The sequence below is a fragment of the Sphingobacteriaceae bacterium genome, from assembly GCA_002319075.1.
Taxonomy (GTDB): Bacteria; Bacteroidota; Bacteroidia; order B-17B0; family Aurantibacillaceae; genus Aurantibacillus.
In genome coordinates this window covers 5,342,715-5,357,439 of sequence record NVQB01000001.1, presented here as the reverse complement: position 1 = coordinate 5,357,439, position 14,725 = coordinate 5,342,715, and the positions used below count along the sequence as shown (strand labels likewise).

Sequence of the window (14,725 nt, the reverse complement as noted above, 5' to 3'; positions counted from 1 at the left end):
ATTTGGGTGCCGCTTTTCACTTTATGATATAGCAGCATACGTTTTGATTTTCGGACCAGGTTTTACGCAATAGAATGTGCTTGTAATCCTTTGAAAGGTTTATGTATCTTTGAATGTCGTGTAAAACAAATCCAAATGAATTTGATAAAGACATTCCTAACTAAGCCAGTGCTTTTTTTCATTTTTCTGTTCAATACATGTTTGGTTTCAGGCCAAACCATTTGGTCGATAGGGCCTATGTTACACGTAAATATTGGCGGTGAAAAGGTGAAGGTTTCGTATGCCCTTGAACTTGCTTATTGGAATTTCTCGCATTTTCCCTACAGTGTTGATTTTGGGATGGAGTTTGAACGAAAACGTATACGGTTATATAGTGAAGCACAAACGGGCATTGGCGTGGCAGGTATTGCGGCAGGCCCAGTTATCGAAATACAAACTGATAAACCAGCGGTGAGATTCGGTTTTCAGGGATCCGTATGGGCCAACTATTATCTTGGATTTGATTTTAGGTTTAGATATATAGATAAGAAGAAATTGTATTGTCCGGGTATTTATGTTAAGGCGCCATTTTATGCACGGGATGAGAACGGAGAAAAAATAAAATCCTCCTCCTCAAGGAGTGGGTTTGACGATTGATAATAAGAATTCCTATGCCTTTATTCCGATACAAAATTATAGAGGCAAGGAAAGATTTAAGTTTTCTTATTCTGTTAAAATCCGCACTAAAGTTCGATAATTTCAACGTGCCGGGTACAAAAAAAAGCAGGGAGTTTTTCTCTGCTTTTTTGATTTTTACCTAAAGGTATGTGTTTGCGCTGTGAAAAGTCTTAGTGGTAATTACATCACATCAGTGGCTTTCAACCGGTAATTTTTATTCCTTATCAGAAATAGTACTGTTTGACGACACTACTTTCTGTTGACCGGCTTCGAGGTAAGCTTTGAAGGTAAAATAGCCCTGCCTGGAAATACCAGCTTCTGTTTCGCTAAAAGAAGAATTTCCTGTTGGTGAAAATGTGTTTTCTGATTTCAGTGTGTTGTGGTCGGGTGAAGCAGTTACCCCTATAAACCATTTGCCGGTTACCTGCAAAGGTCTTTCGCTGGTTCTTAAAGTGAAGGTCATGTTTTTTTGAAGACTGTCTTTTGTATAAGAGATAACTACCTGATTGTATTTCATGCCGTAACGGTTCGCTATTAATTTGTAATTCTTGTTTTGTAAAATCGGCACGGAAAATATACCGTTTACAGCGTGAAGTTCGATGTTTGTAGAATCGGTTTCGTTTGTAAGCTTATATTTTACATCGTCGTATACTTCCAGGTCGTTAAATTGCAGAGAGTCATTTATGAGCGAAAATTCCATAAAAAGTTCGTCTGAGAAACTATAGATGTCTTCGGCACCCTTTCCATTAAAGCGGTCGGAGCTGAAAAAACCTCTTAGATGATTTCCGTCGAAACTAATGCCGAAGTCATTTCCGATAGAATTTACAGGTGGTTTTAAATTGGCGATGCTTGCCCATTTTTCATTTTCGAAATGCGCGCGAAAAATATCGAGCTGTCCCATTCCAGGATGTGCATTAGATGAAAAGTACAATTCACCGGATGAAGCGAGGTAGGGGAATAATTCAAAACCAAATGTGTTTACAATGTTGCCGGCATTTACAGGTGCGCTCCATTTTCCATTTTCCTTTACCGAATAATATATATCCGTCTTACCAAAACCACCTGGTTTATCGGACATATAAAAAATTTTTTTACCGTCTTTTGATAAACTGGGATGTCCAACTGAGTAATCCAGACTGTTGAATTCGAAAGCGCTGCCAGGGGTCGACCACTTTCCATTACTGTCCAGGCGGCTGTAATAGACCTGTAAGGTGTTAAGAATACTGTTGTTTGATTTGTCTTTAACCCCTTTAATAGTTTTAGTAAAATAAAGTTCCTTTCCATCGCTCGAAAAGCAGGCAGGCCCTTCATGCATGGCGGTATTGATTTCCCTGAAATTGACAACGTCTTTCGTTTTACGTTGCGGGGTTTCGATGTTTTCGATATCAATGCCATACAGGTCCAGGCGATGCATCTCTGTGCCGCCTTCAAAGCTGATAAGTGCTTCTGTGCTTCCCAGCCTGGAAGAAGAAAAAAACAATTTTCGGGGAGAATAAAATACAGGACTAAAATCGGATAATTCTGAATTTATTTTCACGCTGTTTTTAACCTCTTTGCCAAGCGTTTCGTCAAGCCATTTTTGAGCAGAATCGCAAGACATTAGAAAGATGGGCCCCATTGGGTCTTCAGGTTTTAAACGTATATATTCCTGAAACTGAATTACTGCTTCGGCATACTTGGCGCTGCTTTTGAGTGAGAGGCCGTAGTTTAAAACGTTAACAGGTTCTTTTTTTTTCTTCTTCAATATTTTTTTATAGGTTGCTTCTGCTTTTTCAAACTCTCCAGTTATTCTGTAACAATCTGCCAACTTTTGAAGAGCATACTCTGATACTTTTTTAGTGTGGGATTTTGCATCAACCAGGTAATATTTAATAGCACTTTCGAATAAATTCTGATTGTAGTACTTATCTCCTTTCGCAGAACTGCTCTGAGAATAAAGAGTAGCTGGCAACGTCAGACTCCATAAGGTACATGTAAAGATTATTAAATGGCTTGTTTTCATTTATCAGCGTTTAAAAATAATATCTTGGATGAATTTCTTTTTGCGAGGGCGGCGGCGGGAGTTTGATAGCGTAGGAGATAATGAGTTCGTGAGAGCCTTTTGAATAAAGACCAAGCTTTGATACCGTGTGGTCATAAGCATACGCTATTTTAAAATTTTCAGAAACAGAGATCTTCAGGAAAACAATAAAAGATTCTTTTGTACGTAATTGCAATCCCAGACCGATAACGTCGTTGTAATAAACAGTGGCATTCAAATCTATTTGTATTTTTGCCGCGTTCTGACATTTAATTAAGAGAGAGGGTTCAACTGTAAAATGAGTTGAAAGCTTATAGACATTTCCAGCGAGAAAATAAAAGTGTCTGTATAAATGCGCACTTGAAGTGGGAGTGAAATTGAATCGCTTTTGAAGAATATGGTACTGCGAAAACCCGGCATAAAACTGCTTCTTCTGATAATAGAAACCGTATGAAGCATCGGGTACGGTGGCGGCCATTGCATTAGGGGGCAGAGCAGCATCGCCTTGTTTATTTACCACCAGACTTGTGTAATTAATTCGCCTGTTATTAAAACCGAATTCAATTCCAGAAGATAATTTTCCTCCTGCAAAATTGAGATGGTAAGAAATTATTCCGGCCATATGTATGCTTGTTTGAACAGCGATCTTATCATTTATGATTTTGAGGCCAAACCCCAAGTGTTTTTTTTGTATCGGAGCGTGAAAATTCAAAGTGCCGGAGGAGGGGTGACCATTGAGGCCAACAAATTGCTGCCGGTGTTTTATGGTTGCTACCGCCCAGTTAGCGCTTCCCGCGAAGGCCGGATTAATAAGCATCTTATCCAGCATGTACATTGAATACATAGGATCTTGTTGCGAGAAAAGCATTACCCGCACAAGTAAAAAAATAAGAAGTATAATTTTTCTGTGGCCCATCTTAGCGTTTGATCAAAATGTAATTTGTAAAAGGCTTTTCACCATTTCCGTAGTCAAGGATGTAATAATAAATGTCGTCCGGCAAGTCATTGCCATTGTTTGATTTTCCATTCCATGTGTTTTTATACTGTCTGGCGGAATATACTTCGCTTCCCCAACGGTTATAAACCGTGAGCGTATTTTGACTGTATTCTTCTATTTTGTCTACCATAAAATAATCGTTTACCATGTCATCATTGGGTGTAATAACTGTTGGAACAGGAATGATTACTTTGACGGTAACACTGTCAGAAGTGAGGCAGCCATGTGCATCTGAAAGCGTTAGTACATAAATCTTTGTGTCTTCCGGATCAGCCACTGGCATGAGAATATTTTCGTTATTCAGTGATGACGATGGAGTCCAATGTGGTGTTCCTTTGCCGCTTCCCTCCAGAACTACATATTGAAATTGAATTATTTCTTTATCCGGACCTGCGTTTGCAACATTAACACTATACGCAGCTACCGTTACCGGCGGAGTATCTTCTGAATTACAGGTAGCACTTTTAAGCGTTGCTCTATACACGGTGGTGTTGACCACGCCAGGGTAAACCATCAGTGTATCCTTTATTCCCAGAGACTTCCAGCTTATTCCATTATCACCAGAGGAGAACCAGTCCAAAACAGTTCCCACAGAGTTTTTTATTTTTAAGGTATCTCCGGGTGAACCATAACAAAGTGAGTCGCCTCCTGAAATAGTTCCCGCTTTTGTTTTTTGATGAATTGTAAATGAAATGTTTTTTGTCGTATCCTTTGGGCAAACCGGCAGTGCGCTTACTATGGCGCGGTAAAGGGATGTCTGTGTGATATTTGTAAATGTATAGCTGGGCGAAGTTCCTGTCAAAATTACCCATGTAAGCCCACTATCGCCTGAAGATTGCCAGTAGTTCACATTTCCCACAAAGTCGTTTAATTTGATCACTCCACTTCCTGTTTCTCCACAAAAAATACCGCCTCCGGTCAGTGATCCTGTTTCACCTTTTACCTGAACTGTAATTGTGCAGGGTGCAGATGTATCTGCTGGAAAAGAGCCGTTTTTTACAATTGCCCTGAAGGTTGTTGTTTTCTTAAGGTTATTATAACTCTGCGAGGAAGTCGGATTCATGAGGCTTGTCCAGCTAACTGCGGAATTAATACGGGATTCCCACTTTAAAACTGTTCCGGAATAGTTGTTAAGGGAGATAAAACCTGAATTAATCGAATCGCAAAATGCGGTTGCACCAGAGGTATATCCTCCTAAGGACTGACTGCAGGCAGTTAGCCAGGACAGGAAAAATAGTAAGCTATATGCAAACGGTTTAAACATAGTTAGCGTTTTTTCATCGTTTTCTTTTTTATTTTTTAAAGCCCAAAATATTTATACCACACCCTTTTTTCTCGCCTTCAAAAAAGGCTTCCACATAATATACGCCGGTTGCTGCGCAGGTATAATTTATTATAGGAAATGTTTTTTTGCTGCTCTTTAAATAATTTGAGGCAATTAATTTTTTATTTCTGTCGTAGAGGTTTACGATCATTTTTTTACTTTCTGTATTTGCATCGCCAATAACAATACGGTAGCTGATGGCACGACTCAATACATAGGAATACTCTGTTTTATCATCTATTTTTTCTGCTGAAACACTAAATGATTTTATAAATACATAATCGTCGAGGCCAACTGCATATTTATTTAACAAGGCTTCGCCATCACAGGGTGGAGGAGACTTGAAAGAAAGTAATATAAAGGCTGAGGCTAGGAGCAGCGAGGCTATTTGCGTTCTTGTATTTTTTAGAGCGGTAGTTATGTACATGATTATTGGTATGAGATTAAAATTTCGGGCAGGAAATAAGTTCAAATTTTGTCTTTCTTTTTTTTGGATCGCATATTTGGAGAGAGAGCGTGATTTCGTGAGCACCTTTGGCAACTCTTGCCAAATTTGAAATTGTTATATCGTAACTATAACCCACTTTAAGTCTTTCTGTTTGCAGACCTCCAATAAAAGCAAGGGCGTCGTTATTTTGATAGCCTTTCTGATAGGCTTTTAGCAATGGAATTCCTCTGTACCATGCACCGACTGTGAAAATATGTTTGGTTAAATAAAATCCGATATCAAGTTGATCGAATTTTTTTTGATGTCGGTAATGCAGCACTGGCGTGAAGTATTTTTTCTGATGACTGTCTTTTTCTTCTGTATTAAGATCTATTTTAAAACCCGAGTGTAAACTTAACTGCATAGGAATACGTGAAGGGGAGCCATTGATCATGGATTCATTTGGTGCGTTAAGATGGTAAATAGAAACGCCTGTCCAGAACTGCTTTCCGTTTAGAAGAATACCGGCAGATAGATCAAAATATGTTTTAGACTGCATTGGAGCTTCAACAGTGGCAACGTTGTTACCGCCCCTGTAGATCTGATCTCCAAAAAGTAATTTACCGTAGTCAACGCTTCGTATACCAACTCCTGGCTGCATGCCCAGCCTGATGGAGTGTTTTTTAGTTATTTTAAACCCATATGCAATGGAGGGTTTTATAAGAGTAGTTTTCAAACTGCCGGCCCCTGCATGATCTTCCGCAACAATTAATCCTAAGCCGATGTGTTTGTTGTAAAGATAATGATCAAAGGAAACCATGTAAGAGGTATAAGGATTAGACATTCCGTTCCACTGTTTGCGGTAGATCAGAGAAACCCGCGAACAGCTGTTAGCCCCTGTGAAAGCTGGATTCAAATAAACGGGCGAAGCGTAAAATTGCGTGAATTGCATGTCCTGCCCATTTAGAAACCGCGGCGCTAAAAAAGTAAACCCGATAAAAAGAAGTAGTATGTTTTTCATTTCAGTAAAGTCAGATCTCCTGTTGTTTTAAATTCCCTTCCGTCATTTAGTTTTATGTGGGCTTTCCAGAAATAAACTCCTACCTGACAGATCTTATTCCTGTAGTAGCCGTCCCAGCCATATTTGACGTCTTTTGATTCAAATATCAATTCGCCCCAGCGGTTAAAAATTTGCATTTCAAAATCTACTACCCCTGACGTGTAGGGAAAGAAGATGTCGTTGTTGAGGCTGCTTACATCATAATATCCACCCGGCGCGTGTTCATTGTTTGGTGTAAAAGCCGTGGGGAAGGTTATGTCGGCCTTTGTTTCTACCGACTGGAAGGCGGTATCCGCACATCCGTAAGATGATAAAGCGATAAGTTCAATATTAAACAAGCCAATAGTTTGAGGTAAGTATTTGGGATTTTTCAGATCTGAACTTCCACCATCCTGGAAAAACCAGTTGTACTTTATTGCCCCGGTGGATGTATTACTTAAGACTATTTCCTGATAAGGCAGATTATAGATGGCGGCATTTGTTGAAAAAGAAGCAGTGGGTTTGGGAAGAGACGTGACTACAAGCGATGTGTCGGAATTATTTGTACAACCTTCACTCGTAGTAACAGAGAGGTTTACACTGTATACCCCTTCAGCGCTGTACAGGTGTGAAGGATTTTGTTTGGTAGAAAATGTATTATCTCCAAAGCTCCACTGCCATGAGGCGATATCGTCTCCAGCACTTGCGAGGATAGACTTATCTGAAAAATTAATAGTGCCAGGCGTGCAGGTAAACAGAGTGTCGGCAGTTAAGTCTACTAGTGGCAGCGGACGAACGATAACATAAATGGAGTCCTGCACTGATTTTCCGCAGGCGTTGGTAACGGTAACGTAGTAGGTTTTTGATTTTCCGGGTGACACCACGTACACTCCGGGGCCAGACCCCAGATTATCGTTCCACGCATACGTCAGATGCCCTGTATTTCCATGTGTTTCAATGAAGACGCTGGTTACTGCACCTGGACATATAGGACTAGCGCCAAAGACTTTTACATTTTGTGAATCGAAATTGTAAACAATTATTTTAGTATCGGCATCTACGCCGAAGCAACCATTTTGATCAAAAGCAGACACTGTGTAAGACGTATTAGCCGAAGGACTTAAAGTGTAGACACCTGTGTTTATAACGTTTGCAGGTTGCCACGAATAGTAAAAGCCACCTGTGCCACCCGTAGCGCTGGCAGTTAAAATGCCGGCAGATCCGATACAGATAGTGTCGTTATTGCTTACTGTTGTTTTAATTTGAGAAGGCTGGGATATAAATAAAGTGTTTGAGGTTGCGCAGCCATTCGCGTCTTTTATGTTTACCGCGTATGCTTTGCTCGGTGCGTTTAAAAGTGTATTGCCATTCTGAGCTGCCCCGGGACTCCAGGTATAAGTGTATGGCGCGGTGCCTCCCTCAGCGACAACTGTGGCATTACCAGCTCCGCCATAGCATAGGGCATTTTGTATATTGGTTATGGAGGAGGTTAACACAGTGGGTTGCGTGATCTGAATAGACATGATCCTCTTGCAATTATTATTATCCTTAAGATTCACTGTATAAATCCCGGCAGAAAGATTGCTTTTTATATTGCCTACACCAGAGGGTTGCCAGGAGAAACTATAAGCCGGCACACCTCCGCTGGCGGCTACGGCAATTGCAGCGTTGGATCCATTGGCACAGGCAACATTTGTAACGGATGCAATAGCAAGAACAAGTTGTGAGGGTTCTGTGATGTTGGTACTGGCAGTGGATTCACAACCTCGCGCATCTATTACTGTTGCTGTGTAAGTACCCTGCGTTAACGATGAAGCTGCAACGGCATTTCCACCATAGGGTGTCCAGTTGATCACAAAAGGGGCGCTGCCTTGTGCAATACTGACGGTAGCTGAGCCATTGTTTCCATCGAAACACGAAACGCTTTTTGAAACAACTGTAACAGTTGGTCCGGGAATATTAGAAATTGTTATACTGAAACTTTTAAGGCAGTAATTATTATCGCTGATTAACAAACTATATGTACCCGGAGTCAGGCCCGAAATTGAAGAAGCAGTGGATGCGCCGGCCGACCATGTGTAACTATACGGAATAGTTCCCCCGGCTAGTTGAGAAAAAACTGAACCATTTGCTTGTGCACAGGCCGGATGAATTGCTGTAACCGTTCCTGCAAGTGCAGAAGGCTGGGTGATGGGGAGAGATAAGTTAGTCAGACACCCATTTAAATCAGTGATAGTGGCTACATACGTGCCCGGACTAAGACCAGTAATTACATTGGTGTTTCCCACATTCGGATTCCATACGTATACATACCCAGGAGTACCCCCTGATGGAGTTATTGTTGCGGAGCCATTTGCAGAACCAAAACAGGTTATAGAAGAAGTGATCGCAGAGGCTGATAAGGCAGAAGCAGGTTGAGTAATGGTAAGTGAGGCGTCCGCTGTGCAACTATTTAAATCTGTAACCGTTAAGGAGTAGCTACCCGCGGGAAGGCCAAGAATCGAGGGCCCAGTGGATGAGGCGGAGTGCCAGTTAAAATTATAAACGGGAGTTCCTCCGTTTAAGGTAGAAGTGATAGCTCCATCATTTCCGGAAAAACAACTCACGTTGGTGAAAGAAAGAATGGATACGCTTAGCGCGGCAGAAGGCTGAGCAATCACAAAGGTTGAAGAAAGAGTGCAGTTGTTAGCGTCGCTTAACAGCAAGGTGCAATTACTAGCCGCTAAACCAATTGCCGAGGTTCCGGTTCCCGCAACGGGCAACCAGGTATAAGAATAGGCCGGTATGCCGCCACCTGAAAGTGCAGTAGCTGATCCTGACGTCTCTCCAAAACATTGTACCGAAGTTGTAGAAACCATAGCAAACAGCGGAGAGGGTTGTGTGATAGCAGCGCTGACTGCCCATACTGAACAGGTGTTTGCCGAAGATACTAAAACTGTGTAGGTGCCTGCCGGGAGATTGGCAACACTAGAGGCATTGCCCGTTGAGGGGCTCCACGAATAGGTAAACGGGCCTGTTCCGCCCGTTACGACCGCATTAACAGCTCCATCAGATCCGCCAAAACATTTTACATTTGCAGTTACCGAGACCGAAACTGCCGGGGCTGGATTGTCTGATAAAGTCTGGCCCGCTATGGCAACGCAATTATTTGCATCGCTAACGGTAACCGTATATGCGCCCGCACTGAGACCGACGGCATTAAAATTTGTGCCGCCAGAAGGAAACCACCCGTAGGAAAATGTTCCGGTACCTCCCGAAGCTAAAACGGTAGCCTGTCCATTTGCAAGACTGCAATTGGAGTTCGCCGCACTGATTGTAAGGCTTATAGCAGAGGGTTGATCAACTGCTACTGTTTTTGATAAAGCACAATTATTAAAATCTGTTGTAGTGATTGTATAAATTGCAGGAGTAAGATTAAAAAAATTCAGACCACTTATATTTCCGGGTGCCAGATTGTAACTGTGTGGTCCTGTTCCTCCAGCTGCCAGATTTATCACTGCACCATTATTTCCTCCAAAGCAGCTTACACCGGCAGGAGACAGAGAAAGGCTGAGTGCCGAGGAAGGTTGTGTAATGGCAAATGTTGACGTAACAGAACAATTGTTATTATCGCTGACTTGCAGAGTATAATTATCCGCAGGCAATGCCATTACCGAATTTCCGCTACTCATTGCAGGTAACCAGGTAAAAGTATAAGCCGGTGTTCCTCCATATACACTGGCACTTGCTGCTCCATTGCTTCCACCGTAACATAACACATCTGTTAAACTAAGAGTTACGCTGAGCTCCAGGGGTTCTGTAATGAGTGAACTGTTTACTATACCAATGCAACCAAGCGCATCGGTAACTTTAATAGCATAAATTCCTGTTGGCAGATTTGTTGCCGTCAGGCTGTTTCCGCCTGCCGGTATCCATGAATAAGTGAATGAAGGACCTGTTCCCCCGGAGAAACCAGCTTCAACGGCTCCGTTAAAACCACTATGGCAAGAAACATTTGTGGTAGAAAGGATGCTTACTACTGGTCCGCCAGTATCATTAATGTTTACGATTTTTGTTGACACGCAGCCACTACTGTCTAATACAGCTACCGTGTAGGTGCCTGCATACAACCCGGTGGTTAGAGTAGAAGTGCCCCCGGCAGGAGTCCAGGAATACGAAAAAGGCGGAATTCCTCCACTTGTTATCTCAATAGAAGCGAGGCCTGATTGCAGCAGACATGCAGAATTGGTAGTGCTTATTACGGATGTAATAGTAATGGGTTGATTAATGGAAAGTGTTGTGTTAATGATGCAGGCATGAGCATCTGTGGTAACAATAGTATAAGTTCCGGGTAACAAGCTTGAAAAATTAGAAGCTGAAATATTTCCGGGTATCAGGGTTTGAACGTAAGGAGCCGTGCCACCACTCATTGAAATCGAAATAGCCCCGTTGGCGCTTCCATTGCAGTTAACATCTGTAATAGTGGGAATGAGATTAAGATTTGCGGGTTCCAAAACTGAGACCGTATTTTGTGTTACACAGGAGTGGCTATCAGAAATCAAACAGCTGTATATCCCTGCGGATAGGCTATTTGCCATTGCATTGGCTGATCCTCCCGGACTCCAGGAATAGGAATAATTAGGCGTACCGCCAGAAGGAGAGGCTGTTACGGCCCCATTTGACCCACCATTACAGGATACATTTACCTGGCTGCTGAAACTTAAAGAAAGCGCAGCTGGCTCTGTAACAACAACTACTGTAGTGATGGTACAGCCTAATGTATCACTGAGAGTTAGCGAATAGTTGCCAGCGGAAAGATTAGTAACACTGTTTGTAGTGTTGGATCCTGGAAGCCACAGATAAGTGTAGCCTGGCGTTCCACCATATCCTGCGGCAAACACAGAACCGTTATTAAGATAGTCGCAAGTTTCATTTACAACTGTTGTTGTTAAAGCCAGCAGCGGAGGTTGAGTGATAGACGCGGTTTTGGAATTGGTGCAGCCCAGGTTATCAGTTACCGTGAGTGTGTAAATTCCTGAGCCTAGCCCGGTGATATTCTGCGAGGAACTATTTACTGGCATCCACTGAAACACGTATGGTCCTGCGCCTCCGGAAGCAGAGGTAGTAATGCTGCCATTGTTGCCATTAAAGCAGCTGACATTGGTTTGTGTAAAGGTCACGATGATCTGGGGTGATTGTGGTATGACATAAACGGCTGAAATACTGCACCCTTTATTATCTGTAAGTGAAGATGTATAAGTACCGGCCGTTAGATTGGAGATACTTGCTGTAGACTGGCCGAGGGGAAGCCAGAAAAATGTGTAGGGAGATGAACCGCCGCCGGGACTTAGAAGAACAGAACCGTCGTTTCCCGCCCAGCAGGATACTCCTACGGTAGTGCCTGTAACAGAAAGGGCAGAGGGTTGCGTGATGGTTACGGAGTTCGTCACAGAACAAGATTTACTGTCGGTGATCATTACGGTGTAAGTACCTGCCGAGAGGCTGTTTGCAGTGGCAGTAGTTAAGCCTCCGGGACTCCAGGAATACGCATAGTTTGGCGTGCCGCCGGCTACGTTAGCTGTTATCATGCCGTTAGACCCACCGTTACACGAGACATTCAGCTGACTAATAAAACTAACGGTTAAAGGAGCAGGTTTGGTAACGCTGATATAACTGGAAGTGGCGCAACTGTTCATATCGCTTACCACGACTGTATAATTGCCACTTGCCAGATTAGACAAACTACTTGTTGTAATGGATGATGGCTGCCATAAATAAATATAGCCACCTGCGCCCCCCGAAACAGTTGCAGCAGCAGACCCATCAGCAAGACCGTCGCAACTCTGGTTTACGACAGCTACAGTTAGCGTGAGTAATGAAGGCTGTGTAAGCGTAATGGTTTGAGTTGAGAGACAATTCATGTTGTCGCGGATAAAAACGGTATAGTTGCCGGCGGATAATCCTGATAGGTTCTGCGCAGTTGCGCCATTTGGCGCCCAACTGTATGAGTAAGGTGCAATACCTCCTCCAACAGTTAAGTTAATAGATCCATTAGTACCGTTAAAACAGCTGACATGTGTTTGAGAAAATACCGCGGTTATAGAAGCAGGTTGAGTAACCGTATAGGTAAAACTCGCCTGACATGATTTAGAGTCAGTAACTTTAACGGAGTATACACCCGCGGAAAGGGTATTGACTGATGCACTTGCGGCCCCTCCGGGAGACCATGAGTAAGTATAGGGCGGTGTACCGCCCATTGCGATAATCGATACAGAGCCATTAGTCAATCCGTTGCAGGAAACGTTGGTGATGGTGCCATTACTATTTAAAGGCGGTGGCTGCAATATAGCAACCGTTGTCTGAAATGTGCAGCCAATACCGTTTGTACCCCAGGCAGTATACGTAGATCCGGGTTGAAGATTTAAAGCAAACGATGTAGTTTGAACAGGTACTGTGCTCCAGGTGTAAGTATGTGGGCCAATCCCTCCGAGAATGCTTACTGTAGCTGATCCGTTAGTTCCACCATAGCAACTTGCCATGGAAGCAAGCGGTGAAAGCGTGCCGGTAAAATTTTTATAATAAATAACTACCGTGTCTGATTTTGAGGGACAACTGCCATTTCCACTACTGGTTAAAAACAAACTCACTGAACCTGTAGTTATTTCAGAAGGGGAGGGCGAATAAAAAAGATTTGCAGTGGCGCTGTTATTAGGACTAAAGGTGCCCGTGCCTCCCGACCAAAGACCTCCGGTTGCGCCTGTTACCGTTCCGCCTAGCGGGGTGACTGGGTTTTGTGCGCAAAGCGTTTGGTTTGCGCCCGCATTTACAGTTATTGGTACTGTGTAAGTTGTTACCACAGCTGAGTTGTACACGGGAGGGCATCCCGAAGCATCTGTTAGTTTAATGCTATATGTTCCAGACCCGACGTTAATTGTTTGAGAAGGATTTATATTATTCCACAGGTAACTATAGGGAGGAGTGCCTCCAGACCCCACCGCCGTTATTGTTGTGGACGATTGTCCATTACAGAGTGCCGGGTTTGCCGGCAAAACGGAAACGCTGAGTACGGAATTAAAAGATACTCTGAATGTGTCACAGATAAAAGCAGCGCCGCAGTTGGTGGAAGTTCCGCATACACGAAAATCTACATAAGAAGGTATAGAGCTGGAAGAGCCTGGAGCAGAGACGGTGGGATTTAAACAGGCGGCTGTACACGAAAGATAGTTGCTATAGGTGCCAATAGTTCCGGGAAAAATCGAAGTCCAGGTTGCCGAAGCAGCCGAGATACCACCTGCTTGCACCTTTATGGAACAACCGTTGTTGATTGTGAAATTGTTGATTGCAAGTGTGGGAGGAGGGGTAGGACAACTTAATACGTTAAATTGAAAATCTCTAAGTGTTTGCGAAATAAATACGCCATTCCGGTATTCCTTTACTTTCACTCCAACAACAAACTGCCCTATGGTACTGGGAGTGCACGTAAGAACTCCCGTAGTTGCATTTAGAAAAAAGGGTGAGGCGCCGAGTGGAGTAGTAGCGGTGTAGCCCGAAAGGTAGCCCACAGGTGTGAAAGATGCCGTATTAGACGGGAAAGTGGGGTCTAGTGATCCTGTGCCATTGTCACCATCGTAGGGCGCATATAGTGAGTAGGCCAGGGAGTCGCCATTACTATCCGTAGCGGAATGATTAAACGAAAATGGTTTATTCACACAGATGAAAAGCGGAGGAAAGAGATTAAATACGGCGTTATTATTGGAAATTGTGCTGGGTACATAGGCATAAAAACTCTCACCGACACAATTGCAGGAGCTATTGATATTTGTTAAAGACAGGTTACGTGCAACAACCTGGTAATACAAGTGGTAACCGCCTGTAACGGAGGGCAAAGAAATTGTTTTGGTATACACTCCTTCCTGAACGCATGGCAGGGGGTTTGGTGTAACGGCACAGGCAGCGAGATTTGACGGCAGCGTTGTTACTGTTCCAAGATTTATTGTGAGGTCGATGCTTGGTGAGAAAGTGCCACCATTAGCGCCCCGAATGCTAATGGTAACGTTAGATGGAAGGGCTGCAGACGAAGATCCACAGTCACGGTAAAGTAGTAATTTAATTGTGTAAACATTATTTCCGTTATAACTATAGTTGAGAACTCCGCCTACTACGTGCGTGGCATAAGATACAGTAGGGGTAAGTATAAAAAGAAAACATACCAGGCGTAGACTGATGATCTTTGTAAACTTGTTTATTTTATCACGCAATAGAGTCATTTGTTTTTTCATTAG

Annotated in this window: 7 protein-coding genes; 1 reads left to right on the top strand and 6 read right to left on the bottom strand. The window is 43.0% G+C overall.

The features are described 5' to 3' along the window. Positions 1 to 135: 135 nt before the first annotated feature. Positions 136 to 636, top strand: coding sequence for a hypothetical protein (locus CNR22_23110; protein PBQ34548.1), 501 nt, complete (start codon positions 136 to 138; stop codon positions 634 to 636). A 235-nt stretch (positions 637 to 871) separates the two neighbouring features. On the opposite strand, the gene CNR22_23105 is transcribed toward CNR22_23110, so the two are convergent. From CNR22_23105 to CNR22_23080, 6 genes are read right to left on the bottom strand one after another with little or no spacing between them, the layout of a single operon-like run. After that, entirely contained in the window at positions 872 to 2,659 is a 1,788-nt protein-coding gene (locus CNR22_23105; protein PBQ34547.1) for a hypothetical protein, read from the bottom strand. Between the two features lie 10 nt (positions 2,660 to 2,669). Beyond that, positions 2,670 to 3,593, bottom strand: coding sequence for a hypothetical protein (locus CNR22_23100; GenBank protein PBQ34546.1), 924 nt, complete (start codon positions 3,591 to 3,593; stop codon positions 2,670 to 2,672). Between the two features lies 1 nt (position 3,594). Beyond that, positions 3,595 to 4,938: a hypothetical protein gene (locus CNR22_23095; protein PBQ34545.1), complete on the bottom strand. Its 1,344-nt coding sequence runs from the start codon at positions 4,936 to 4,938 to the stop codon at positions 3,595 to 3,597. 28 nt (positions 4,939 to 4,966) lie between these two features. Beyond that, a complete protein-coding gene (locus CNR22_23090; protein PBQ34544.1) occupies positions 4,967 to 5,425 on the bottom strand; it encodes a hypothetical protein in 459 nt (152 codons plus the stop codon). A gap of 16 nt (positions 5,426 to 5,441) precedes the next feature. Next, complete coding sequence (locus CNR22_23085; protein ID PBQ34543.1) at positions 5,442 to 6,446, bottom strand: hypothetical protein; 1,005 nt, start codon at positions 6,444 to 6,446, stop codon at positions 5,442 to 5,444. Further along, positions 6,443 to 14,722, bottom strand: a complete 8,280-nt coding sequence (locus CNR22_23080; GenBank protein PBQ34542.1) for a hypothetical protein — start codon at positions 14,720 to 14,722, stop codon at positions 6,443 to 6,445. The genes CNR22_23085 and CNR22_23080 overlap by 4 nt, the downstream gene beginning before the upstream one ends. Positions 14,723 to 14,725 lie beyond the last annotated feature (3 nt).